Annotated in this window: 19 protein-coding genes and 1 pseudogene; 11 read left to right on the top strand and 9 right to left on the bottom strand. The window is 65.8% G+C overall.

Going from position 1 to position 25158, the window contains the following annotated elements:
* Nucleotides 1–137: 137 nt before the first annotated feature.
* Nucleotides 138–1547, top strand: coding sequence for an L-seryl-tRNA(Sec) selenium transferase (gene selA / locus APT59_RS16645; RefSeq protein ID WP_059315872.1), 1410 nt, complete (start codon nucleotides 138–140; stop codon nucleotides 1545–1547).
* An 8-nt stretch (nucleotides 1548–1555) separates the two neighbouring features.
* Here the strand turns inward: selA and phnE are convergent, their stop codons facing one another.
* The 5 genes and pseudogenes from phnE to APT59_RS16625 all read right to left on the bottom strand — a co-directional run bounded on the left by phnE (nucleotide 1556) and on the right by APT59_RS16625 (nucleotide 6926).
* The gene (phnE, locus tag APT59_RS22755) at nucleotides 1556–2287 is read right to left on the bottom strand and encodes a phosphonate ABC transporter, permease protein PhnE (RefSeq protein ID WP_237140621.1); all 732 of its coding nucleotides are present in this window, start codon (nucleotides 2285–2287) and stop codon (nucleotides 1556–1558) included.
* A gap of 51 nt (nucleotides 2288–2338) precedes the next feature.
* Nucleotides 2339–3151 (bottom strand): annotated as a pseudogene (locus tag APT59_RS22750) (PhnE/PtxC family ABC transporter permease); the annotation flags it as partial.
* Entirely contained in the window at nucleotides 3145–3954 is an 810-nt protein-coding gene (locus APT59_RS16635) for a phosphonate ABC transporter ATP-binding protein (RefSeq protein ID WP_059315870.1), read from the bottom strand. The pseudogene APT59_RS22750 and the gene APT59_RS16635, both read right to left, overlap by 7 nt.
* The gene (locus APT59_RS16630) at nucleotides 3951–4799 is read right to left on the bottom strand and encodes a putative selenate ABC transporter substrate-binding protein (protein WP_059315869.1); all 849 of its coding nucleotides are present in this window, start codon (nucleotides 4797–4799) and stop codon (nucleotides 3951–3953) included. The genes APT59_RS16635 and APT59_RS16630 overlap by 4 nt, the downstream gene beginning before the upstream one ends.
* Before the next feature lie 198 nt (nucleotides 4800–4997).
* Complete coding sequence (locus tag APT59_RS16625) at nucleotides 4998–6926, bottom strand: transglycosylase SLT domain-containing protein (RefSeq protein ID WP_059315868.1); 1929 nt, start codon at nucleotides 6924–6926, stop codon at nucleotides 4998–5000.
* A 220-nt stretch (nucleotides 6927–7146) separates the two neighbouring features.
* On the opposite strand from APT59_RS16625, the gene APT59_RS16620 reads away from it, so the two are divergent.
* Nucleotides 7147–9063 carry an ATP-binding cassette domain-containing protein gene (locus APT59_RS16620; protein ID WP_059315867.1) on the top strand — a complete coding sequence of 639 codons (1917 nt, stop codon included), beginning with the start codon at nucleotides 7147–7149 and terminating at the stop codon, nucleotides 9061–9063.
* A gap of 207 nt (nucleotides 9064–9270) precedes the next feature.
* On the opposite strand, the gene APT59_RS16615 is transcribed toward APT59_RS16620, so the two are convergent.
* A complete protein-coding gene (locus APT59_RS16615; protein WP_059315866.1) occupies nucleotides 9271–9711 on the bottom strand; it encodes a universal stress protein in 441 nt (146 codons plus the stop codon).
* Nucleotides 9712–10122: 411 nt separating this feature from the next.
* Here APT59_RS16615 and fadB point away from each other — a divergent pair, with 411 nt between their 5' ends.
* From fadB to APT59_RS16585, 6 genes are all read left to right on the top strand, one after another.
* Entirely contained in the window at nucleotides 10123–12270 is a 2148-nt protein-coding gene (gene fadB, locus APT59_RS16610) for a fatty acid oxidation complex subunit alpha FadB (RefSeq protein ID WP_059315865.1), read from the top strand.
* 15 nt (nucleotides 12271–12285) lie between these two features.
* Nucleotides 12286–13464, top strand: a complete 1179-nt coding sequence (gene fadA / locus APT59_RS16605; RefSeq protein WP_059315864.1) for an acetyl-CoA C-acyltransferase FadA — start codon at nucleotides 12286–12288, stop codon at nucleotides 13462–13464.
* Between the two features lie 69 nt (nucleotides 13465–13533).
* Nucleotides 13534–13785, top strand: a complete 252-nt coding sequence (locus APT59_RS16600; protein WP_059315863.1) for a DUF1653 domain-containing protein — start codon at nucleotides 13534–13536, stop codon at nucleotides 13783–13785.
* A 149-nt stretch (nucleotides 13786–13934) separates the two neighbouring features.
* Entirely contained in the window at nucleotides 13935–16541 is a 2607-nt protein-coding gene (gene topA, locus APT59_RS16595) for a type I DNA topoisomerase (RefSeq protein WP_059315862.1), read from the top strand.
* 58 nt (nucleotides 16542–16599) lie between these two features.
* Nucleotides 16600–17118 carry a DUF6586 family protein gene (locus APT59_RS16590; protein ID WP_059315861.1) on the top strand — a complete coding sequence of 173 codons (519 nt, stop codon included), beginning with the start codon at nucleotides 16600–16602 and terminating at the stop codon, nucleotides 17116–17118.
* A gap of 130 nt (nucleotides 17119–17248) precedes the next feature.
* Nucleotides 17249–17485 carry a hypothetical protein gene (locus tag APT59_RS16585; protein WP_007162387.1) on the top strand — a complete coding sequence of 79 codons (237 nt, stop codon included), beginning with the start codon at nucleotides 17249–17251 and terminating at the stop codon, nucleotides 17483–17485.
* Between the two features lie 66 nt (nucleotides 17486–17551).
* Here APT59_RS16585 and sulA read toward each other — a convergent pair whose 3' ends face one another.
* Together sulA and lexA are read right to left on the bottom strand one after the other, a co-directional pair.
* The gene (sulA, locus tag APT59_RS16580) at nucleotides 17552–18052 is read right to left on the bottom strand and encodes an SOS-induced cell division inhibitor SulA (protein WP_059315860.1); all 501 of its coding nucleotides are present in this window, start codon (nucleotides 18050–18052) and stop codon (nucleotides 17552–17554) included.
* A 183-nt stretch (nucleotides 18053–18235) separates the two neighbouring features.
* Nucleotides 18236–18847 (bottom strand): transcriptional repressor LexA, encoded by a 612-nt coding sequence (lexA, locus tag APT59_RS16575; RefSeq protein WP_059315859.1) that lies wholly within the window; start codon nucleotides 18845–18847, stop codon nucleotides 18236–18238.
* Nucleotides 18848–19083: 236 nt separating this feature from the next.
* On the opposite strand from lexA, the gene APT59_RS16570 reads away from it, so the two are divergent.
* The 3 genes from APT59_RS16570 (at nucleotide 19084) to APT59_RS16560 (ending at nucleotide 21619) form a co-directional block, all read left to right on the top strand.
* Nucleotides 19084–19794, top strand: coding sequence for a TetR/AcrR family transcriptional regulator (locus APT59_RS16570; protein WP_059315858.1), 711 nt, complete (start codon nucleotides 19084–19086; stop codon nucleotides 19792–19794).
* Nucleotides 19795–19874: 80 nt separating this feature from the next.
* Nucleotides 19875–20867: a beta-N-acetylhexosaminidase gene (gene nagZ / locus APT59_RS16565; protein WP_059315857.1), complete on the top strand. Its 993-nt coding sequence runs from the start codon at nucleotides 19875–19877 to the stop codon at nucleotides 20865–20867.
* An 11-nt stretch (nucleotides 20868–20878) separates the two neighbouring features.
* Nucleotides 20879–21619 (top strand): S-methyl-5'-thioinosine phosphorylase, encoded by a 741-nt coding sequence (locus APT59_RS16560; RefSeq protein WP_059315856.1) that lies wholly within the window; start codon nucleotides 20879–20881, stop codon nucleotides 21617–21619.
* A 44-nt stretch (nucleotides 21620–21663) separates the two neighbouring features.
* On the opposite strand, the gene mfd is transcribed toward APT59_RS16560, so the two are convergent.
* Nucleotides 21664–25113 (bottom strand): transcription-repair coupling factor, encoded by a 3450-nt coding sequence (mfd, locus tag APT59_RS16555; RefSeq protein ID WP_059315855.1) that lies wholly within the window; start codon nucleotides 25111–25113, stop codon nucleotides 21664–21666.
* Between the last annotated feature and the right edge of the window lie 45 nt (nucleotides 25114–25158).

The raw sequence follows: 25158 nt of genomic DNA, 5'->3' as shown, positions 1-25158 counted from the left end.
ACGGCCGAGATCTGGGCCCAGGCGCCTGCGGTCATGGTTGGCGGCGCCTGCGGCAGCTCCTTGGGTCTGCCAGTACCCTGGTCGACCCGTCGTGGGTTCGGGCTACACTGGGGGTCGACTCGACCCAAGAGGCTTTCATGACCGCCATCCGCCTGCCATCCATCGACCGCCTGCTGCGCCATCCCGCTTCGCGTCCGCTGGAGGAGCGGCACGGTCGCGAGCAGGTGCTTGGCGGCTACCGGTCCCTGCTGGACGATCTGCGCGAGGCCTTGAGAGCGGGCACCCTGGCCGCCGTGGAGGTGGAGGAGGGCGTCCTGGCCGGACGCCTGGGCGAGCGTCTGGCGCTGAGCAGTCAGCCGCGGGTGCGGCGGGTGTTCAACCTCACCGGCACGGTGTTGCACACCAACCTGGGGCGGGCCCTGCTGGCGGAAGAGGCCATCGCCGCGGTGAGCGAGGCCGCGCGTCAGCCGATGAATCTGGAATTCGACCTGGCCACCGGCAAGCGCGGCGATCGCGACGACCTGGTGGCTGACCTGGTACGCGAACTGACCGGCGCCGAGGCGGTGACCGTGGTCAACAATAACGCTGCGGCGGTCCTGCTGGCCTTGCATGCCATAGGCGCACGCAAGGAAGGGGTGCTGTCCCGTGGCGAGCTGATCGAGATCGGTGGCGCCTTCCGCATTCCCGACATCATGGCCCGCGCCGGAGTCAAGCTGGTGGAAGTGGGCACCACCAATCGCACCCATGCCCGCGACTACGAGGCGGCCATCGGGCCGCGTACCGCGTTGCTGATGCGCGTGCACACCAGCAACTACAGCGTCCAGGGGTTCACCGCCAGCGTCGCCACCCCCGAGCTGGCCGCAATCGCCCGTGCCCATGAGGTTCCGCTGCTGGAAGACCTGGGTAGCGGCACCCTGGTGGATCTGACCCGCTGGGGCCTGCCCGCCGAACCCACGGTGCAGCAGGCCCTGCGCGATGGCGCGGACCTGGTGACCTTCAGTGGCGACAAGCTGCTTGGCGGACCCCAGTGTGGCCTCATCGTCGGCCGGCGCGACCTCATCGAGCGCATCAAGAAGAATCCGCTCAAGCGCGCCCTGCGGGTAGACAAGCTTACCCTGGCTGCCCTGGAAGCGACCCTGGCGCTCTATCGCGATCCGGATCGCTTGGCCGAGCGGCTGCCCAGCCTGCGTCTGCTATCTCGCCCGGCGGCTGACATCACCGCCCAGGCCGAGCGCCTGCTGCCGGCCTTCGCCGCCGTCCTGGGCGCGACCTATGCGGTAAGCGTGGAACCGGCATTGGGTATGATCGGTAGCGGCGCCCAGCCAGTGGCACGGCTGCCCGGCGCGGCGCTGTGCTGCCGCCCTCAGGTCAGCAAGCGCCTGCGCGGCCGCGCCCTGCGGCAGCTGGAAGAAGCCTTGCGTCAGCTGCCCATCCCGGTGGTGGGACGCATCGACGCCGATGCCCTCTGGCTGGACCTGCGCCAGCTCGACGACGAGGCCGCCTTCCTGGCCCAGTTGCCGGAGTTGTTGCTACCGGAAATCCGCTAGGGCTTGGCTCAGCGCACCACCCAGCGCTGCCTTGCCCAGTTGCTCAGCAGATCCACGCCCAGCACCAGCACCAGCATGCCGAGGATCACGGTGGCGGCCTGGGCCTGCTGGAACAGGCTCAGGCTGAAATACAGCTGCTGCCCCAGGCCGCCGGCGCCGACGAAGCCAAGGATGCTGGCCATGCGGATGTTGTTTTCCCAGCGATAGAGCAGATAGGCCAGCAACTGCGGCCAGACCGCCGGCAGGGTGCCGTAGAGAAAGGCCGTCAGCGCGCCGCCGCCGGCCAGGCGGATGGCCTCGGCCGGTGCCTTGGGGGTGTTTTCCAGGGCTTCGGCGAACAATCGGCCAAGTACCCCGGCGGTGTGCAGGGCCAGAGCCAGGGTGCCGGCGTTGGGGCCGAGTCCGGCGGCCAGCACCATCAGTGCCGCCCAGACCAGTTCAGGAACAGCACGCAGAGCGTTGAGCAGTAGTCGCGCCAGCGCCAGGGCGGCCAAGCCGAAGCGGCCGGCCGCCGGCAAGGCCAGCAGCAGCCCCAGCAGTCCGGCGAGCAGGGTACCCAGGGCCGACATCGCGAGGGTTTCCACAGCGCCCCGGACCACGGCCGACAGCTGGACGACGGAGAAATCCGGCTTGAGGAAATCGGCCAGGAAGCTACCCATCTGACCCAGGGCGCGGGCGCTCAGCAATTCGCCGAAGGCCGTGCCCAGGTAGCTGATGGAAGCCAGCAGGGCGGTGCCCATCGCCACCACCGTCAACAGCCCGCGGCCGCCGGCCCGGCCGCGTTCCACCTGGCGCAGCAGCCGGCTCAGCACATCGGCCAGCAGCACCAGTACCAGGAAGGTCAGCAGCAGGCTGGCCACCTCGCCACCGGCAAACATGCGCAGCGACAGGTCCACCTGCTGGCCGAGGCCGCCAGCGCCGACGAAGCCCATCACCACCGAGGCGCGGATGGCGCACTCCCAGCGGTAGACACTGTAGGAAATCATCTCGCCCGCGGCATTGGGCAGCACGCCATAGACGAAGGCCTGCAGGCGCCCGGCGCCCTGCAGCAGCAGGGCCCGCGCCGGGCGTGGATCGACCGATTCGAAGATCTCCGCATAGACCTTGCCGAGCATGCCGCCGTAGGTGATGGCGATGGCCAGCACCCCCGCCGTGGGGCCCAGGCCGACGGCGCGGACGAATAGCAGCGCCCAGACGATCTCCGGCACGCTGCGCAGGACGATCAGTACCCCGCGGACCAGCCCGCGGAGCAGGCGCGGCAACCGACCGGGGCGACCGGCGCGGGGCAGCGCGGAGATCGACAGCGCGCGGGTGGCCAGCAGGGCGGCGGGCAGGGCGATCAGTGCCGCCAGGGCCATGCCCAGGGTGGCGATGGCCAGGGTTTCCAGGGTGGCACGCCCCAGCACGGCGAGAAAGTCGGCGTCATGGGCCGGTGGCCAGAAGCCGGCGAGAAAGTTGCCCATGGTGCGGGCATTATCGCCGGTGAAGAGTCCGAAGAGATCGAATTCCGCCAGGCGCAGCGTCGGCCAGGCCAGCACCAGGGCCAGCAGGGTAAGCAACAGGCGGGGCCGGGCAGCGGGGTCCCGACGAGGCGGATTCAGCATCGTGGCAGATCGAGCGGCGTCTCGGCCGGAGTCGGCGCGGCGGGCGATAGGGTGGTGCTCAGGCCGTCATTGGCATAGAGCGCCGCGAGATCGGCCTCGCTCACCGCGCTGGCGGGCTTGTCCCACAGCAGCCTGCCGGCGCGCAGGCCGAGGATGCGCGGAAAGCGCTGCAGCGCCAGCTCCACATTGTGCAGGCTGGTGACCAGGGTGGTGCCCTGGCGCCCGGCGGTGTCGCGCAGCACCTCCAGGGTGTGACCGGCCAACACCGGGTCCATGGCCGACACGGGTTCGTCGGCAAGCAGCAGCTGCGGCCGCTGGTAGAGCGCCCGGGCGATACCGATGCGCTGCAACTGGCCACCGGACAGCTGATCGCAGGAGGCGTAGAGACGGTCGGCCAGGTCCAGCGGCGCCAGGGCGGCGGCGGCGCCGTCGCGATCCAGGGGATGCACCAGGCTGATCAGGCTGCGCGCCAGCGACCACTGGCCGAGACGTCCGGCCAGCACCGCGGTGATGACTCTCTGGCGTGCGGGCAGCGGCGGGGCCTGGTGAATGAGGCCGATGCGGGCGCGCAGCTGGCGCCGTGCGCGGTTGCCCAGCGTCCAGGGATCCTCCCCGAGTAGCTCCAGCTGACCCGCCACCGGCCGCAGACCGGTGGCCAGCAGCCGCAGCAGGCTGGTCTTGCCGGCACCGGACGGGCCGATCAGGGCGACCTGTTCACCCTGTTCCAGGTGCAGGTCGAGATCGGCCAGGGCAGGCGAGCCGTCGGCGTGTACCAGCGTCACGCCGCTGAGGGCGAGACTCACTTGAGCAGGCCGGCTGCCAGGGCGGAAGCCTCGATGCTCTTGTAGTTGTCCGGCGAAGTCGGCACGAAGCGGCTGGCCGCCTGCAGGTCGAGGATCGCCTTGTCCGCCGGCTTGGCCGGGTCCAGGTCGAGGAAGGCCTGCTTGATCTTGGCCGCCAGTTGCGGATCCAGATTGCCCCGCACCGTCCAGTTGTAGTCGTAGTAGGTCGGGGTGGTGGCGATCACCCGCACCTTGCTGGTGTCGACCTTGCCGGCGTCGACCAGCTTCTTCCACACCGAGGCGTTGAGCACCCCGGCATCGGCCTTGCCGGCCGCGACCCAGGCAACGGTGGCGTCATGGGCACCGGAATAGGCCACCCGCGAGAAGAACTGTTCAGGGACGATGCCGTCCTTCTGCATGAAGTAGCGTGGCATCAGGCTGCCCGAGGTGGAGGAGACCGAACCAAAGGCGAAGGTCTTGCCCTTGAGGTCCTGCAGGCTCTTCACGGCCGGGTCGGCGGTGATGAATTTGCTGGTGAACTGCTGATCTTCTTCGCGCTGTACCAGGGGATTCATCGGCGCCTTGCGCTGCGCCTGGACGAAGGTGAAGCCACCGAACCAGGCCATGTCCAGCCGATCCGACGCCATGGCTTCCACCACGCCGGCATAGTCGGATACCGGCACGAACTTGACGGGCATGCCCAGACGCTGCTGCAGGTATTCACCCAGCGGCTTGAACTTGCGGATCAGCTCGGTGGGGGCCTCGTCGGGAATGGCCGAGACGCGCAATTCGTCGGCGGCGTGGGAGAGCAGGGACGTCAGGGACAGGGCCAGGCCTGCTGCCAGGGCCAGCGAACGCTTGAGCATGGGTTTCTCCGGTTCAATAGCGGAAAAAAAGGGGCTGCAGTATAGGGGGTGGCGCTCGTTTGCGCAGCCGTCGCCTACCCCTGAACGGTGCCGGAAGCCATGGCGGGATGGCAGAAGTGCTCTGGAGAGCCGCTGTGCAGCGGACTCGCCCAGGCGTTCGAGTCCGCTATGTTGATGTCCGGGCTAGCCGGCGAGCGCTCAGGTCTCGTCGAAGAAGCGCTCGTTCCAGTCCACCAGGGGTTGCGGCGAATTGAGCTTCTGCCCGTAGATCACCGCATAGGCCAGCACGTTCTGCACATATTGCCGCGTCTCGTCGAAGGGAATGGTCTCCACCCAGACATCGAAGGCCAGGTGGCGGGCGCCGCTCAGCCAGCGCTTCACCCGGCCCGGCCCGGCGTTGTAGGCGGCCGAGGCCAATACGCGGTTGCCGTTGAACTGGGCATGGACCATGGACAGATAGGCGGTGCCCAGCTGGATGTTCTTTTCCGGGGTCAGCGCCTGCTGCGGCGAGGCCAGGGGAATGGCGAACTTGCTGGCGGTATGGCTGGCGGTGGCCGGCATCAACTGCATCAATCCTATGGCGCCCACGCCGGAGCGCGCATCGGCCATGAAGCCGCTCTCCTGGCGGGTGATGGCGAACACCCAGCTGCTGTGCAGGCCGCGGGTCTGGGCCTCGCGCACGAAGCTTTCCCGATAGGCGATAGGGAAGCGGATGTCCAGGTCGTCCCAGTACTTGGCGAGGCTGATGGTGCGGATTGCCGGGAAGTACCACTGCATGTCGTAGGCCATGCGGGCCTGGGCGACCAGTTCGTCACGGTTGAAGTGCCGGCTGACATAGAACCACTCGCGGCGGGCATTGATCGGCTCGCCGCGGGCGATGAACTCCAGGGCACGCTGCACGCCAGGCGTGTTGCGTACCTTGCGCTTGAGCGCGTCGCTGAGCATCAGCGGCTTGTTGTTGAGCTGATAGGGCGCCTTGCTGCGGTCGGCGGCGAGGAAGCCGTAGTAGTCACGCTCACGGCTGACCTCGGCGTATTCGCGCAGCACCTGCGGACTCTGCGGCTGCATCAGCTCCAGGGTGCGGGCGCGCCAGTATTCCCAACGATTGGCCTTGGCCAGGCTCGGTGGGAAGCGCTCGATCAGGGCATGGGCATCGCTCCAGCGGCCCAGGCGCAGGAGCAGTCGGGCGCGCCATTCGCTGACGTCGTCGTCACGCAGCTCGGGATCGTAGCGCTCCATCAGCGGCAGGGCGCGCGGATCGAAGTTCTTGGCCAGGGTCAGGCCGATCTGGCGGGCGATGGCCACCTTCTCGTCGCGGGTGAAGGGCATGCGCTGGCTGTAGACCTCGAGCAGGCCCATGGCCTGTTCCGGGTCCTGGCGGGCCAGTTTGCGCAGTCCCAGGCCGACCACGTCGGCGAGGCTTTCGCTGGCTGGGGCGAAGGCCTGGACATTGGCGATCTGCTGGGGCTTCTGGGCCACGTCGATCAGCCGCTGGGCCTGGCCGGACAGGGTCGGTAACTGGGCGGAGAGGGTGCGCACCAGGCCGTACTCGCCTTTGTCGGCGGCCAGCTTGGCGCGTTCCCAGACCCGCTCCTCGGTGAGCTGGCCGCGCGCCGCCCAGGCCTGGAACAGGCCATCGCAGCTGGTCGGTTGGGCCTTGCCCACCAGCCAGTACTTTTCCGCCAGCTTGAAGCCCTCGCTGGCATTGCCCTGGGCGATCAGGTACTGGCCGTGCAGGCAGTCCAGCTCGGTGAAGTTGTAGTCGGGCGAATAGTATTTCTCGAAGCGATTCCAGTCGCCGCGATCGGCCAGGCTGCGCAGCCAGCGCAGCCGCAGCCAGTTGGATTGCGGCAGATCGCCGTGCTCGGCGAGAAAGGTCTCGATCTCGGCGTCGCTGGCGCCAGGAACGCGCTTGATCAGCTCGTCGTAAGCCAGGTAAGGCTCCAGCGGATAGGTGCGCAAGTCGCCGCGATTGGCCAGGTAGACACTGGCGTCGCCCCGGTCCAGCGCCGCCTTGGCCTGGTCGTAGAGTTGCCGCTGCTGCTCCAGGGGAGCGGCTTGCGAGGTGGTGGAGCCGATCAGGGGAGCGAGGAGCAGGGGCAGGATGACGAACAGGCGACCGCGCATGGGAATTCCGTAAAAGCTGGATGCGGAGGGGGTGGCGCGCGCTACGCAGGGCAGGCGGCCGACCGTCACGGGGCAGTCTAGCTTACGTGCCGGCGCCAGGCGGCGAAAGCGTTGGCCATGGCCTGCCGTCGGGCGGTCCGGGCGTTTCGCCGGCTCGCGTCGACCGGCGCCGGGGTAGGTGTCTCTGCTAGACTGGTTGGCCTTTTTCGCGGAGAAACCCATGGCGCTGCTCAAGTTCACCAACGTATCCCTGGCCTTTGGCGTCACCCCCTTGCTGGACGGGGTGTCCTGGCAGATCGAACGGGGCGAGCGGGTATGCATCATCGGCCGCAACGGCACCGGCAAATCCAGCCTGCTGCGCATCGTCAAGGGTGAGCAGCAGGCCGACGATGGCGAGGTCTGGCGTGCCCCGGCGCTGAAGATCGGCGAGCTGCCGCAGGAATTGCCGCGCGCCGACGACCGCTCGGTGTTCGACGTGGTGGCCGCCGGCCTCGCGGGCGTCGGCGAGTTGCTCGCCGAGTATCACCACCTGACCCAGGACACCAGCGGTGAACTGGACATGGAGCGCCTCATGCACGTCCAGCAGGAGCTGGAGGCCCGTGATGGCTGGCGCCTGCAGCAACTGGTGGAAAGCACCCTGAGCCGGCTGCAGCTGCCGGCGGAGAAGACCCTCGCCGAACTCTCCGGTGGCTGGCGGCGGCGCGTGCTGCTGGCCCAGGCCCTGGTGGCCGAGCCCGATCTGCTGCTGCTCGACGAACCCACCAACCACCTGGACATCGGCGCTATCGCCTGGCTGGAAGACGCCCTGCGCGGCTATCCCGGCGCCGTGCTGTTCATCACCCACGACCGTGCCTTCCTCCAGGCCCTGGCCACCCGCATCCTCGAACTGGATCGCGGCAACCTGATCGACTGGCAGGGCGACTACGCCAGCTTCCTGGTGCACAAGGAGCAGCAGCTGGCGGCGGAAGAGACCGCCAATGCGCTGTTCGACAAGCGCCTGGCCCAGGAAGAGGTCTGGATCCGCCAGGGCATCAAGGCCCGACGTACCCGCAACGAAGGCCGCGTCCGAGCCCTTAAGGCCATGCGCAACGAGCGTAGCGAGAGACGCGAACGCCAGGGCAAGGCCAATCTCCTGCTGGAAACGGCCGACAAGTCCGGCAAGCAGGTCATCCTCGCCGAGCACATGAGCTATGCCCATCCTGGTGGCGAGCCATTGATCCGCGACCTGACCCTGATGATCCAGCGCGGCGATCGTATCGGTCTGCTCGGCCCCAACGGCTCGGGCAAGACCACCCTGCTCAAGCTGCTGCTGGGTGACCTGCAGCCCACCGCCGGCAAGATCCAGTACGGCACCAAGCTGGAGATCGCCTACTTCGACCAGCTGCGCCTGCAACTGGAGCCGGAAAAGACGGTGATCGACAACCTCGCCGAGGGTCGCGAGTTCATCACCATCAATGGCCAGGATCGCCACGTACTGAGCTACCTGGGGGACTTCCTGTTCAGTCCGCAGCGTGCCCGTACGCCGGTCAAGGCGCTGTCCGGTGGTGAGCGGGCCCGGCTGTTGCTGGCCAAGCTGTTCAGCAAGCCCGCCAACCTGCTGGTGCTGGACGAACCGACCAATGATCTCGACGTCGAGACCCTGGAACTGCTCGAAGAGGTGTTGCTGAGTTTCGAGGGCACCGTGCTGATGGTCAGCCACGACCGGGCCTTCCTCGATAACGTGGTGACCAGCACCCTGGTGTTCGAAGGGGCAGGGCGGGTACAGGAATACGTCGGCGGCTATCACGACTGGCTGCGCCAGGGCGGCTCGCCACGTCTGCTAGGTGTGCAGACCCGTGAAGACGGCAAGTCGGCACAACCGGCTAGCAAGAGTGAACCTGCGCCGGTCGCCACTCCCGTGGCTGCTACAGCCACGCCAGCCAAGCGCAAGCTCAGTTACAAGGAGCAGCGCGAGCTGGACGCTCTGCCAGCTGCCATCGAGACCGCGGAGATCGAGCTGGAGGCCTTGCAGACCGCCATCGCCGATCCGGGCTTCTATCAGCTGCCCGCCGAGGTCAGCCGCGGCAAGCTTGCCCGCATGGAGGCGTTGCAAGCGGAACTGGATCGCCTCATCGAGCGCTGGGCCGAGTTGGAGTGATCCAACCCGGCCGCGCGCTTGGAGCCCGTTCAAAGTCTCGCGAGCTAGAGACAAGCAAGGCCTGGGCGGCCCCACGAAAATGGCTGAGGAAGCGGACCGGGCTCGCGCTCGAGTTTACGAGTGGTAAATGAGCATTCCGACCGGGCTGGCGACTCAGGCCATTTTCAACGCAGTTTGGCCGACGCGCAGCAGACTTTGAACAGGCTTTTAGGCCTTGTCTTTGTTCAGGGCCACCGCGAGGGTATCGCAGGGCGCGCCGTGCAGCAGGTCGTTGGACGTAGAGCCCAGCAGCAGCGCCAGACCATGACGACCATGGCTGCCGACCACGATCAGGTCGCAGCCCTGCTCCTTGGCCATGCGGTGAATCTCCTGACGCGGTTGCCCGTAGGCCAGCACACAGTTGCCCGCCAGCTCGGCATACTGGGTGGTGAAACCATCCAGCCGCTCGCGGGCTTGCTCGATCTGCTGCTGCTGCAGCGACGACAGATCCATGGGCACATCACCGCCAAAGGCCATGGCCATAGGCTCGACCACGTGCACCAGGGACACCTTGCTGCCACAGCACTGACCCAGGGCCACGGCGCGACGGATTACCGGCTGGCAATCATCGGTCAGGTCGACAGCAACCAATATGTGTTGGTAGGCCATACACATCTCTCCTTCATGATGGGGCGCCAGGCCATACCGTGGCTGGCGCTCGATTCGCGGGCTTCAGGTTCTGGCTGAACAGAACCGGCTTTCGCTCGACAACTGTTCAGGCAGACGCTCGCCCACTTGTAGTTTCGACTCCAGGAGTCGGGGATAGCTCCACGGCTATCTTGCACAGAAGCGCGGCAAGCTCAAGCACCCGTCGTTCGAATACCCGCCGCTTTCCCTTGTGTCCCAATTGACAAGAGCGCGCTTTTGCCAGAAGGTTGTGCGAGCCGTTCAAACGGTTGTATGAATTTTCGCCCCGGCCCGGCCGGTGCCCTCCACAGAACAATATCGGGGCTGGCGACTTTCGGCTTCCATCCGAAGCTGCCGCCCGCCTTGCGACCAGGACTCAAGGGAGACCCGCTGATGATTTTCGAAGGCAAAGCCCTTTCGGTGCGCGACGTGGAGGACGGCATCGCCGAACTTCGCTTCGACCTCCAAGGCGAATCGGTCAACAAGTTCAGCGCCATCACCCTGCGTGAATTCCGCCAGGCCGTGGACGCCCTGAAAGCCCATGCCGGACTGCGCGGCGTCATCGTCACCAGCGGCAAGGACGTCTTCATCGTCGGCGCCGACATCACCGAATTCGTCGAGATGTTCGGCCGGCCGACCGAAGAGCTGCAGGCCGGCATCGCCGAGATCAATCGCATCTTCAACGACTTCGAGGACCTGCCGGTACCTACCGTGGCCGCCGTGGGCGGTATCGCCCTGGGTGGCGGCTGCGAGATGACCCTGGCCGCCGACTACCGGGTGCTGAGCACTGCCGCGCGCATCGGCCTGCCGGAAGTCAAGCTGGGCATCTATCCGGGCTGGGGCGGCACCGTCCGCCTGCCGCGCCTGATCGGCAGCGACAACGCCATCGAGTGGATCGCCTCCGGCAAGGAAAACGACGCCGCCACCGCGCTCAAGGTCGGTGTGGCCGATGCCGTGGTCGCGCCCGAGCACCTGTTCGACGCGGCGCTGGACCTGGTCCGCCGCGCCGCCGCCGGTGAGCTGGACTACCGCGCCAAGCGCAAGCCGAAGCTGGAGAAGCTGCAGCTCAATGCCATCGAAGCCATGATGGCCTTCGAGTCGGCCAAGGGTTTCGTCGCCAGCCAGGCCGGGCCGCACTATCCGGCGCCGCTGGAAGCCATCAAGGCGATCCAGAAGTCCGCCAACTACGGTCGCGACAAGGCCCTGGAGGTCGAAGGCGCCGGCTTCGCCAAGATGGCCCAGACTTCGGTCTCCGCCAGCCTGGTCGGGCTGTTCCTCAATGACCAGGCGCTCAAGCGCAAGGCCAAGGTGTTGGAAAAGCAGGCCGCTCCGGTCAAGCTGACCAGCGTCCTGGGCGCCGGCATCATGGGCGGAGGCATTGCCTACCAGTCCGCGCTCAAGGGCACGCCGATCCTGATGAAGGACATTCGCGACGAGGCTCTGGAGCTGGGCCTGAGCGAAGCCAGCAAGCTGCTCAACAAGCGTGTCGAGAAGGGCCGCCTGGAGCCGGTGAAGATGGCCGAGGCGCTCAATCGCATCCGGCCGACCCTGTCCTATGGCGACTTCAAGAGCGTCGACCTGGTGGTCGAGGCGGTGGTCGAGAATCCCAAGGTCAAGCAGGCCGTGCTGGCCGAAGTGGAAGGCCAGGTACGCGAGGACGCCATCCTCACCTCCAACACCTCCACCATTTCCATCAGCCTCCTGGCCCAGGCGCTCAAGCGTCCGGAAAACTTCTGCGGCATGCACTTCTTCAACCCGGTGCACATGATGCCCCTGGTGGAGGTGATCCGCGGCGAGAAGACCAGCGAAAGGGCCATCGCCACCACCGTGGCCTACGCCCGCCAGATGGGTAAGAACCCCATCGTGGTCAACGACTGCCCCGGCTTCCTGGTCAACCGCATCCTCTTCCCGTACTTCGGCGGCTTCGCCGCGCTGCTGGCCCAAGGTGCCGATTTCCAGCGCGTCGACAAGTTGATGGAAAAATTCGGCTGGCCCATGGGTCCGGCCTACCTGATGGACGTGGTCGGCATGGACACCGCCCACCACGCCCGCGACGTCATGGCCGAGGGCTTCCCCGAGCGCATGAAGGAAAGTCGCAAGACCGCGGTGGACGCCCTCTACGAAGCCCAGCGCTTCGGCCAGAAGAACGGCAAGGGCTTCTATGTCTACGAGACTGACAAGAAGGGCAAGCCGAAGAAGGTCGCCGATCCGGCCGTGGCCGAGGTGCTGGCACCGGTCACCTACGAACAGCGTGAATTCACCGACGAGGAAATCGTCGAGCGGATGATGGTACCGCTGTGCCTGGAAGCCGTGCGCTGCCTGGAAGACGGCATCGTCGACAGCGCCGCCGAGGCCGACATGGGCCTGATCTACGGCATTGGCTTCCCACCCTTCCGTGGCGGTGCGCTGCGCTACATCGATAGCCTGGGCGTGGCCGAATTCGTCGCCATGGCCGACAAGTACGCCGACCTCGGGCCGCTGTACCACCCGACCCCCAAACTCCGCGAAATGGCCGCCGCTGGCCAACGCTTCTTCGGTTGAGCCTGGAGTAAAGAAATGAGTCTGAATCCGAGAGACGTCGTCATCGTCGACTTCGCCCGCACGCCCATGGGCCGTTCCAAGGGCGGCATGCACCGCAACACCCGCGCCGAGACCCTGTCCGCGCGGCTGATCGACGCAGTCCTTGACCGCAATCCCCAGGTCAACCCGGCCGAGGTGGAAGACGTGATCTGGGGGTGCGTCAACCAGACCCTGGAGCAGGGCTGGAACATCGCCCGCATGGCCTCGCTGCTGACCCGCATCCCCCATACCAGCGGCGCCCAGACGGTGAGCCGGCTGTGCGGCTCCTCCATGAGCGCCCTGCACACCGCCGCCCAGGCGATCCAGACCGGCAACGGCGACGTCTTCGTCGTCGGCGGCGTGGAGCACATGGGCCATGTCGGCATGATGCACGGCGTCGATCCGAACCCCCAGCTGTCGCTGCACGCCGCCAAGGCCTCCGGCATGATGGGCCTGACCGCCGAGATGCTGGGCAAGATGCACGGCATCACCCGCGAGGCCCAGGACCAGTTCGGCTACCGCTCTCATCAGCTGGCGTGGAAGGCGACCCAGGAAGGCAAGTTCAAGGACGAGATCATTCCCCTGGAAGGTCACGACGAGAACGGCTTCCTCAAGGTCTTCAGCCATGACGAGACCATCCGTCCGGAAACCACCCTCGAAGGCCTGGCTGCCCTGAAGCCGGCTTTCAACCCTAAGGGTGGTACCGTGACCGCCGGCACCTCCTCGCAGATCACCGACGGCGCCTCCTGCATGCTGGTCATGTCCGCCCAGCGCGCCCAGGACCTGGGCCTGCAGCCGCTGGCCAAGATCCGCTCCATGGCCGTGGCCGGCGTGGATCCGGCGATCATGGGCTACGGTCCGGTCCCGGCTTCGCAGAAGGCTCTCAAGCGCGCTGGCCTGACCATCGCCGACATCGACTTCATCGAGCTCAACGAAGCCTTCGCGGCCCAGGCCCTGCCGGTGCTCAAGGACCTCAAGGTGCTCGACAAGATGGAGGAAAAGGTCAATCTGCACGGGGGCGCCATCGCCCTGGGTCACCCCTTCGGTTGCTCTGGCGCCAGAATTTCAGGCACGCTGTTAAATGTCATGAAACAGAATGACGGCACCTTCGGCCTGGCTACCATGTGTGTGGGTCTCGGCCAGGGCATCACCACGGTGTTCGAACGCCTGCGCTGATCCGCGGCGTGCGTCATCCGACCGGGGCGCCCCCAGGGCTGCCCCGGTTTTCTTTTTTCGAGGTGGAACATGGCATTGCAGACGGGACTCTACCGGCACTACAAGGGTCAGCAATATCGAGTACTGGGCGTGGCCCGGCATTCGGAGACCGAGGAAGAGCTGGTCATCTATCAGGCGCTGTACGGCGAATACGGTCTCTGGGCGCGGCCCTTGAGCATGTTTCGCGAGAGCGTCCAGGTGGATGGCGAGCAGGTGCCGCGCTTCGCGCTGATCAGCGTCGAAGCCGATCCCCTGGGTCTGGATACCACGCCCCAGCCTTGACCTTGCCGACATCGCCACTATATATAGCGGTGCCGCGTTGGCCGACCGCCCCCGGCGCACCAGACTGAAGTCGTTCTGGTCCTCCATCCGCCGTCCCGGCGCTCGCCTTTCGCTCGCTCACCGCTTTCAAGCAGGAATCTGACTCTCCCATGGGTAAATCGCTGGTCATCGTGGAATCCCCGGCCAAGGCCAAGACCATCAACAAGTATCTGGGTAACCAGTACGTGGTGAAGTCGAGCATCGGCCATATCCGCGACCTTCCCACCAGCGGCGCCGGCACCGCCAAGGAGCCCGCCGCCAAGACGCGCAAGACCGCCGCCGAGGCGCCCGCGCTGTCACCCAAGGAAAAGGCCCGGCGCCAGCTCTTCACCCGCATGGGCGTCGACCCCGAACACGGCTGGAAGGCGCACTACGAGATCCTGCCTGGCAAGGAAAAGGTGATCGAGGAACTGCGCCGTCTGGCCAAGGACGCCGACACCGTCTATCTCGCAACCGACTTGGATCGCGAAGGGGAGGCCATCGCCTGGCACCTGCGGGAAGCCATCGGTGGCGACGACTCGCGCTACAAGCGCGTGGTCTTCAACGAGATCACCAAGAAGGCCATCCAGGAGGCCTTCTCCCAGCCCGGCGAGCTGGATATCAACCGCGTCAACGCCCAGCAGGCCCGTCGCTTCCTGGACCGCGTGGTCGGTTACATGGTCTCGCCGCTGCTGTGGTCGAAGATCGCCCGTGGCCTGTCCGCTGGTCGGGTGCAATCCGTTGCGGTCAAGCTGGTCGTGGAGCGCGAACGTGAGATCCGCGCCTTCGTCCCCGAGGAATACTGGGAAATCCACGCCGACCTCGCCACCCCGAAAAAGGATCAGGTGCGCTTCGAGGTGGTGCGCGAGAAGGGTGAAGCCTTCAAGCCGTTGAACGAGGCCCAGGCCAAGGCCGCGCTGGCCAAGCTGGAGAAGGCCGGCTATCGCATCGCCAAGCGTGAAGACAAGCCGACCAGCAGCAGGCCCTCCGCCCCCTTCATCACCTCCACCCTGCAGCAGGCGGCGAGCAATCGCCTGGGCTTCGGGGTGAAGAAGACCATGATGATGGCCCAGCGTCTCTATGAGGCTGGCTACATCACCTATATGCGTACCGACTCGACCAACCTGTCCGGTGATGCCATCGCCATGGCTCGCGGCTATATCGAGAGCGAATTCGGCAAGCAGTACCTGCCGGAAAAGGCCAACGTCTACGGCAGCCGCGAAGGCGCCCAGGAAGCACACGAGGCCATCCGCCCGTCCGACGTCAACGTCAAGCCCAACAGCCTGTCGGGCATGGAGCGGGACGCCGAGCGCCTGTACGAGCTGATCTGGCGCCAGTTCCTGGCCTGCCAGATGCCCCCGGCCGAGTACCTGTCCACCACGGTGACCGCCGCGGCGGGAGACTTCGAGCTGCGTGCCCGTGGCCGCATCCTCAAGTTCGACGGCTACACCCGTGTCCTGCCCCAGCAGGGCAAGCCGGGCGACGACGACGTCCTGCCCGAGATGAAGCAGGGCGAAGACCTCGGCCTGGTCAAGCTCGATCCCAGCCAGCACTTCACCAAGCCGCCGGCCCGCTTCTCCGAAGCCAGTCTGGTCAAGGAGCTGGAGAAGCGCGGTATCGGCCGGCCGTCGACCTATGCCGCCATCATTTCCACCATCCAGGATCGCGGCTACGTAACGGTGCACAATCGCCGGTTCTATGCCGAGAAGATGGGCGACATCGTCACCGACCGGTTGAACGAAAGCTTCGCTAACCTGATGGACTTCAGCTTCACCGCCAACATGGAAGGCAATCTGGACAACGTCGCCCAGGGCGAACGGGACTGGAAGAATCTGCTCGACGAATTCTATGGGGATTTCAAGCAGAAGCTGGAATACGCCGAAGCAGGCGAGAAGGGCATGCGAGCCAATCAGCCGACCCTGACGGACATTCCCTGCCAGCTCTGCGGCCGGCCGATGATGATCCGTACCGCCTCCACCGGCGTCTTCCTGGGCTGCTCCGGCTACGCCCTGCCGCCCAAGGAACGCTGCAAGGCCACCATCAACCTGGTGCCGGGCGACGAGATCGCCGACGACGACGAGGGCGAGTCCGAATCCCTGGTTCTGCGCGGCAAGCATCGCTGCCCCATCTGCAGCACCGCGATGGACGCCTATCTGATCGACGAGCATCGCAAGCTGCACGTCTGCGGCAACAATCCGGACTGCCCGGGCTACGAAATCGAAGAAGGCAGCTATCGCATCAAGGGCTACGAAGGTCCATCGCTCGAGTGCGACAAGTGCGGCAGCGAGATGCAGCTCAAGACGGGCCGCTTCGGCAAGTTCTTCGGCTGTACCAATCCAGCCTGCAAGAACACCCGCAAATTGCTCAAGAACGGCGAGCCCGCACCGCCGAAGATGGATGCCGTGCCCATGCCGGAGCTGCGTTGCGAAAAGGTCGACGACACCTATGTGTTGCGTGACGGCGCTTCGGGCCTGTTCCTGGCTGCCAGCGGCTTTCCGAAGAATCGCGAAACCCGTGCGCCGTTGGTCAGCGAACTGCTGCCCCATCGCGACGAGATCGATCCCAAGTACCATTATCTGCTGAGTGCTCCGGTGAAGGATTCCGAAGGTCGCCCGGCGGTGATTCGCTTCAGCCGCAAGACCAAGGAGCAGTACGTGCAGACCGAGGTCGAGGGCAAGCCCACCGGCTGGAAGGCCTTCTACGACGGCAAGAAGTGGCAGGTGGAAGAAAAGCGCTAGAGCCCTGGGTTCTGGCAGGAGACAGGCGGCCGGCGTGAGTCGGCTCCAGGAGAAGGGCATGGCCAACGAGCGTTACACCCGCACCAACCAGAAGCTCTATTTTGCCGGTCTGGCCCTGGAAAGCTGGCGCTCGGCTCAGGCGGCGCCTTCAGCGCAAAGCCAGGGCCGCATCATGGCCGAACGCGAGGCCTGTCTGTTCCACCTGCATGGCGCCCTGCTGGGCCTCTGTCAGGAGGTGGCGGGCTTCTATCGCCACCCGACCATGGAGGCCACGTCGCTCGCCGTTCTGCTATCACCCGAAGCCCTGAACGAGGCGCCTAGTCCGGAGATGGGCGAGCTGGTCGAGTTGGCTGGCAATTCGGAGACCTGGCTGGCACGGCTGATCGCCGAATACCAGCGATTGCTGCAACCGCCCCAGGCGCCACGACGGACCAAGCAGGACCCGACGCTGGCCCTGATCGAGGCGGTCAGTCTGGAACCGGCTGAGCCGGAACTGGGTCTTGAAGAAGTGGAAGCCTGGCGCGAAAGCCTCAAGCAGACGGCGCTCAGATTCCGCGGTGCCATGACCGAGTGGTAGGCCCGTTCCACCAGCAACTCATCCAAGGCTGCCAGGATGCTGGCCTTGCAGACCGTCGAAAAAGGCTCAGGCAAGTCAGCCTCTCAGACCCCACGCTGTTACACTATCCGCTTAGCTGTGGAGATACTGAATGACTACTGCCTACCTGGAAATCGTTGAACTCTCCGATGGTCGCATCGTGTTGCGCCGTGCGGACGACGAGGAAGCCCTCGTTACCCTGGAGTTTTCCAGCGATGCCAAGGATTTCCTGCATGGACAGCAGATAGAGGTGGCCAAGGCCATGTTCAACCTGGGTGTGCAGATGGCCGGTCGACTGGCCGAAGGCGATAGCCTCCAGCGCGATGATCAACCGCGCGTCCTGCACTGATTCTTTTCTCGATCCGGCATTCCGCCCTGGAATGCCGCCGCTACATCCCGTCCCGCCGCCTGTTCCCTACGCGAATCTGACGTTCAGACTCTGGCTGTGGCCTTGTGCCGCGGCGCGCGCCAATTGCTGCTTGCCCGCATCGCTCAGGTCGTGCAGCCAGCTGATCACCGTGTGGCTCTGCCCCTTGCGGAGCACTTCGCAGGCCAGTTGCAGCGTCTTGGCAGCACTCGGCGTCTGCAGCAGAAGCACCCGTTCCGGATTCAGATGAGTGCTGCGCAACCAGGCATTGCTGAGCAGCGATGGCGGGGTGACCAGGGTCAGCCAGCGGGCATCGTCCTTGTCGCTCAGTTGGCGCAGGATGGGGGCCAGCAGTTGCAGGCACTGTTCCTGGCTGCCATGCAGGGACATCTCACTGAAGGTATCCGGCAGCGGAGCGGCTGGCAGCTCCCGTGCCGGCTTGCCGGACTTGGGCAGAAAGGCGGTGAGTTCCTGCAGCAGGAACTCAGGTGCCAGGTCCAGCTCTTGAACGGACGAGCGCGGTGCATCGAACATCAGGGGAAATTGCATGGCGACCTCCTGGAGGCGACTCGATCAAATCCACTTGAGGTCATGTACCACGGATACATGACGTCACTGTGCTCAGCCTGGTCTTGAGCGCTTTCCGGAGCGCGAACAGATACCCCCGATCAAGACTTCGGCGTAAGGCAAAAGGCGGTGACAAGAGGCTGGCCCGCAGGCCAGCCCTAGAAGTTAGCGGCGGATGACGCCAACGCTTAACCCTTCGATGGCGAATTCCTGGCTGGAAAGATCGACTTCGATAGGGGCGAACTCGGGATTTTCCGCCAGCAGGGTGACCTGGTTGCCCGAGCGCTTGAATCTCTTCACGGTGACTTCATCGCCCACCCGAGCCACGACGATCTGACCGTTGTGCACCTCACGGGTCACATGGACCGCGAGGAGGTCGCCATCGAGGATGCCGACGTCTCTCATGCTCATGCCCTTGACCTTCAGCAGGTAGTCGGCACGCGGCTGGAAGAAGGCCGGATTGATGGCACAGTTTTCTTCGACGTTCTGCTCGGCCAGAATGGGCGCGCCGGCAGCCACCCGACCGATGACCGGCAGGCTTTCATCGGCTTTGCGCGTCGTATCCAGACCCGGAATGCGGATGCCCCGGGAGGCGCCCGGCGTCATCTCGATGGCGCCCTTACGGGCCAGGGCCTTGAGATGCTCCTCAGCCGCATTCGGCGATTTGAAACCAAGCTCCTGCGCGATCTCCGCGCGGGTAGGCGGAAAGCCATTGGCTTCGAGGCAACGCTTGATGAAGGCCAGAATCTCGGCTTGTCGCGGTGTCAGTTTCAGCATGATGCACGTCGCGTCGTCTAATGATGCTGTGATTATATACAGTAACTCCAGGTGCTAGGCAAGGCCGCTGCACCTGGCTTCAGACGACAGGCCGGATTCACGGCAAATAGCGTTCAAATGACGGAATGACGTGCCTTCCAAGGCTTCGCATGGCTGTTCGCAGACCAGCCCGCGATTGACTTCGGTAGCGTTTGAAACATATGTTTCAAACGGAAATTCATCTATCGAGGAAGGTCATGGCGCAGTCGGATACCGTTGAACGCATTCTGGATGCCGCCGAACAGTTGTTCGCCGAGCGCGGCTTCGCCGAAACCTCGTTGCGACTCATCACCACGCGAGCCGGGGTCAACCTGGCAGCCGTCAACTATCACTTCGGCTCCAAGAAGGCCCTGATCCAGGCGGTGTTCTCGCGCTTTCTCGATCCCTTCTGCTTCAACCTGGAGCGGGATCTGGATCAGTGGCAGCCAAAGAACGGGGAGGAGGTGAGCCTGGAGGCGTTGCTCAATCTGCTGGTGGATCATTCCCTGGCCATCAAACCGCGGCACGGCAACGACCTCTCGGTGTTCATGCGCCTGCTGGGCCTGGCGTTCAGTCAGAGCCAGGGCCATTTGCGCAAATACCTCGAGCAGACCTATGGCCGGGCCTTCCGCCGCTTCCTGCTGCTGGTGAATAGAGCCGTGCCCGAGATTCCGCCGCTGGAGCTGTTCTGGCGTGCCCACTTCATGCTGGGCGCGGCGGTGTTCAGCATGTCCGGCATCAAGGCGCTGCGGGCAATTGGTGAAAACGACTTCGGCGTCGATACCCACACCGACCAGGTGCTGCGGCTGATGGTGCCCTTCCTGGCCACCGGCATGCGCGCACCCACGGCGATGCAGGAGCCCGAACTGGCCCAGGCGCAGTATCGGCCGCGACGTCCAGTCGCGGCGGAGACGGCCGAGACCTACTAGGCTGCGGCGCCAAGGGCGCCTGGGGTAAGCTTGCGTCCCTTTCACGGCGCCATGCGCCGGAGCATTCGGACGAGGTACCCATGCAAGGCTCCCTGATGGTCGATATCGCTGGCACCTGGCTTACCGCCGAGGATCGCCAGTTGCTGCGCCAACCGGAGGTGGGCGGACTGATTCTGTTCGCCCGCAACATCGAAACGCCCGGCCAGGTACGGGAGCTGTGCCGCGCCATTCGCGCGGTGCGGCCCGAGCTGCTGTTGGCCGTGGACCAGGAAGGTGGCCGTGTGCAGCGCCTGCGCCGCGACGTGGTGCGCTTGCCGGCCATGGGGCAGTTGAGCGGCCGAGCGGACAGCGTCGAACTGAGTCGGCTCTGTGGCTGGCTGATGGCGACCGAGGTCCTGGCAGTGGGCCTGGACTTCAGCTTCGCTCCGGTGCTGGATGTCGACTACCAACGCAGCCAGGTCATAGGCGCGCGGTCCTTTGGTAACGCGGAACAGGTGATCGAACTGGGCGGCGCCTTCATCGCCGGCATGGGTGAGGCCGGCATGGCCGCCACCGGCAAGCATTTTCCCGGACACGGCTGGGCGGAAGCCGATTCCCACGTCGCCATCCCCACCGACGAGCGTGATCTGGACACCCTGCAGCGCACCGACCTGCGGCCGTTCCGGGCCCTGCTGCCGAGGTTGGGCGGCGTCATGCCCGCCCACGTCATCTATCCTGCGGTCGATGCCCAGCCGGCCGGTTTTTCCCGGCGCTGGCTGCAGGACATCCTGCGCGGTGAGCTGGGCTACCAGGGCGTCATCTTCAGCGACGACCTGTCGATGGCCGGCGCCCACGTCGCTGGCGATGCCGGACAGCGCGTCGCGGCAGCCCTGGAAGCCGGTTGCGACATGGGGCTGGTCTGCAACGATCGCGCCGCGGCCGAACTGGCCCTGAGCCGCGTGCAGCAGCTGGGCGTCTCGCCCTCGCCACGCCTGGCCAGCATGAGAGCCCGTCGCCACGTGGATCTCGATTATCGGCAGCAGCCGCAGTGGAGCCACGTGCTGCGGCGGTTGCGCCAGGCTGAACTCATCTAGAGGACGTATCCATGACCACCTACGCCATCATCGGAGGCACCGGCCTCACCGCGCTCGCCGGCCTGGAGCTGGACGAGGCCCAGACGTTCGACACCCCCTGGGGCGAGCCCTCGGCACCCGTGCAGCGCGGCCGCTTTGCCGGGCGACCGGTGCTGTTCCTGGCCCGCCATGGCCATCCCCATCGTATCCCGCCGCATCAGGTCAACTACCGCGCCAACCTCTGGGCGCTCAAGGAGGCCGGTGCCGAGGCCATCCTTGCGGTGAATGCCGTGGGCGGCATTCACGCCGCCATGGGCAGCGGCCATCTGTGCGTGCCCCATCAGCTGGTGGACTACACCTGGGGGCGTGGCCATACCTTCTTCGAAGGCACGGACCTCGACCATGTCACCCACATCGACTTCAGCTTTCCCTACGACGAGCCCTTGCGTCAGCGTCTGCTGGGTGCACTGCGCAAGCTGCAACTGCCGCATAGCGACCACGGCGTCTATGCCGCGACCCAGGGGCCACGCCTGGAAACGGCAGGAGAGATCGTCCGGCTGGAACGCGACGGCTGCGACATCGTCGGCATGACCGGCATGCCGGAAGCGGCCCTGGCCCGCGAACTGGGCTTGCCCTATGCCTGCTTGGCGCTGGTGGTGAACCCGGCGGCCGGCAAGGTGCAGCGAGAGATCACCATGGCCGAGATCGAAGCCGTCTTGGCCAGCGGTATCGACGAGGTTCGCCAGGTGCTGGCCGAGGTGCTGGCGGGCTGATAGCTCCAGGCCGCTTCCGGGAGGTCCCGGAGGCGGCCTGTTGGTCAGCTGGCGGCCGGCGTCAGGCGATCGAAGAGCGCTTCGAGCACGTTGAAGCGTTCTTCGGCGCGTTCCATCGGTACCTGGAACTTGAACAGGGTCGCGCCCTCCAGCCGGTACTTCTTCGGCTGCGCCTGGATCATCTTCACCAGCACCAGCGGATCCACCTGGGTGTCGGCAGCGAACTCCAGGCGTCCGCCCTGGGGCCCCGCATCCACCTTGACGATGCCCAGGCCTTCCGCACGTAGCTTGAGCAGTGTCAGGCGCACCAGGTTCTTGGTCGGTTCCGGCAGGAGCCCGAAGCGGTCGATCATCTCCACCTGCAATTCCTTGAGGGCGTCTTCGTCCGGCGCCGAGGCGATGCGCTTGTAGAGGATCAGCCGCGCATGGACGTCGGGCAGGTAGTCCTCCGGGATCAGGGCGGGGACGCGCATGTTGATGTCCGGACCGCCCCCCAAGGGCTTCTCGAGATTGGGTTGCTCGCCCTTGCGAATGGCCTTGACCGCACGCTCCAGCATTTCCATGTAGAGGGTGAAACCCACTGCCTGGATCTGGCCGCTCTGGCCTTCGCCGAGCAGTTCGCCGGCGCCGCGGATCTCCAGGTCGTGGGTCGCCAGGATGAAGCCGGCCCCCAGGTCCTGGGCGCCAGCGATGGCCTCCAGGCGCTTCTCGGCGTCCGGGGTCATGCCCTTGCGTGGCGGCGTGAGCAGGTAGGCGTAGGCCTGGTGGTGGCTGCGGCCGACCCGGCCACGCAGCTGGTGCAGCTGGGCCAGGCCGAACTTGTCGGCGCGTTCGATGATGATGGTGTTGGCGTTGGGCACGTCGATGCCGGTCTCGATGATGGTCGAGGCCACCAGCACGTTGAATCTCTTGTGGTAGAAGTCGCTCATCACCTGTTCGAGATCGCGTTCGCGCATCTGCCCGTGGCCGATGCCCACGCGGGCCTCGGGCACCAGTTCGGCCAGTTCGCGGGCGCGCTTCTCGATGGTCTTGACCTCGTTGTGCAGGAAGTACACCTGGCCGCCACGCAGGAGTTCGCGCAGCAGGGCTTCCTTGATCACCGCGTTCTGCTCCTCCATGACGAAGGTGCGCACCGAGAGACGCCGCGCGGGCGGGGTGGCGATGATGGACAGGTCGCGCATGCCCGCCACGGCCATGTTCAGGGTGCGCGGAATGGGCGTGGCGGTGAGGGTGAGGATGTCCACTTCGCTGCGTAGCGACTTGAGCTGCTCCTTCTGTCGCACTCCGAAACGGTGTTCTTCGTCGATGATGGCCAGGCCCAGGTCCTTGAACTTCACATCGCCCTGCAGGAGCTTGTGGGTGCCGATGATGATGTCGATCTTGCCGTCGGCCAGCTCGCGCGCGGCGGCGGCGACCTCCTGGGTCGACTTGAAGCGGCTCATCACCTCGACCCGCACCGGCCAGTCGGCGAAGCGGTCGCGGAAGCTGTTGTAGTGCTGTTGGGCGAGCAGGGTGGTGGGGACCAGCACCGCCACCTGGCGCCCGCCATGCACGGCGATGAAGGCCGCCCGCATGGCCACTTCGGTCTTGCCGAAGCCCACGTCGCCGCAGACCAGGCGATCCATGGGCGTGCCCGCCAGCATGTCCTTGTGCACCGCCTCGATGGCAGCCTGCTGGTCCGGGGTCTCCTCGAAGGGGAAGCCGGCGGAGAAGGTGGCGTAGTCGGCTGCCGGGTCCTTGAAGGCATAGCCCTTGCGCGCGGCGCGGCGGGCATAGATGTCGAGCAGCTCGGCGGCCACGTCCCGTACCTGTTCGGCGGCCTTGCGCTTGGCCTTCTGCCAGGTTTCGGAGCCCAGCTTGTGCAAGGGCGCCAGGGCGTCGTCGGTGCCCGAGTAGCGGGCGATCAGGTGCAGGTTGGCCACCGGCACATACAGCTTGGCGTCGTCGGCATATTCGAGCAGCAGGAATTCCTGGGGCTGATCGTCCAGCTCCAGGGTGATCAAACCCATGTAGCGGCCCACGCCGTGGTCGATATGCACCACCGGCGCGCCTTCGCGCAGCTCGGTGAGGTTCTTGATGACGTTCTCGCCGGCGTCACGACCCTTCTCGCGGCGGCGGCGCTGCATGATGCGCTGGCCGAACAGCGGGTTTTCCGGGATCAGGGCGACGCCGGCCTCATCCAGTACCAGGCCTTCGTCCAGCGGTGCCAGGGCGATGGCGATACGTTCGGCGCTGGCCTGAAAGGCTGCCCAGCCTTCGACCTGACCGGGGCGCAGGTTCAGCCGGGCCAGGAGGTCCAGCAACACCTCGCGGCGGCCGGCGCTTTCCGCGGTGAACAACACGCGACCGGGGAAGTCGGTGATGAAGTGCTCCAGCGCCGCCAGGGGCTGGCTGGCCTTGGCATCGATGGCTAGATCCGGCAGCGCCCGCGCCGTGAAGCGCTCGCGGCCCACGCCGGACTCCAGGTCATCTGCGCCTATGACCACCCGCGGCCAGCTCTTCAGACGGGCGAAGCAGTCTTCCACCGGCAGGAAGACATCGGCCGGCGGCAGCAGCGGTCGCTCCGGATCGACCCGGCGGTCCTCGTAACGGGTGCGCACATCGGTCCAGAACTGTTCGGCGGCCTGCTCGATGCCCGGCAGGGAAAACACCTGGGTGTTGGCCGGCAGATAGTCGAAGAGGGTGGAAGTCTCGTCGAAGAACAGCGGCAGGTAGTACTCGATACCCGCCGGAGTGATGCCGCTGGCCAGATCCTGATAGATGGGGCAGCGGCGATAGTCGACGTCGAAGCGTTCGCGGAAGCGCGCGCGAAAGCCGGTCACGGCTTCCTTGTGCAGCGGGAACTCCCGTGCCGGCAGGAGGCGGATGCTGTCGACCTTGTCGATGGAACGCTGCGTCTCCGGGTCGAAGGTGCGCAGCGTCTCGATCTCGTCGTCGAACAGGTCGATCCGGTAGGGCAGCCTGCTGCCCATGGGAAAGAGATCGATCAGGGCGCCGCGCACGGCGAACTCGCCGTGTTCGTACACCGTATCCACATATCTATAGCCGGCCGCTTCCAGGCGCGCGCGGGTGACTTCCACGTCCAGCCGCTGGCCGACGTCGAGCACCAGGCTGCTGCCGAGCAGGAACCGCGTGGGTGCCAGGCGGTGTAGGGCAGTCGCCAGAGGGACTACCAAAATGCCGTGGGAGAGCTCCGGCAGCCGATAAAGGGTAGCGACGCGCTGGGAGATGATGTCCTGGTGCGGCGAGAAGACATCGTAGGGCAGCGTCTCCCAATCGGGGAAATTCAGCACCGGCAATTCGGGGGCGAAGAAGCGCAGTTCCTGCTCCAGGCGATCAGCGGTCTGGCTGTCCTGGGTGATCAGCAGGGTGAAGCGGCGTGTCGCGGCCTTGGCGGCTTCAGCGATGGCGAGGGCTAGCGCGGCGCCGGGTAGGTTGCCCCACTGCTGGCGACCGGCGGTTTCAGGAATTGACGGGGTACGCAAAACTGACACGCGGGCGGAACTCCGGTGGATTTTGGGAGGGTTGGGATTGTAACG

Origin of the sequence: Pseudomonas oryzihabitans (genome assembly GCF_001518815.1) — a bacterium.
Taxonomy (GTDB): domain Bacteria; phylum Pseudomonadota; class Gammaproteobacteria; order Pseudomonadales; family Pseudomonadaceae; genus Chryseomonas; species Chryseomonas oryzihabitans_E.
This window is presented reverse-complemented; position numbering and strand designations above follow the sequence as displayed.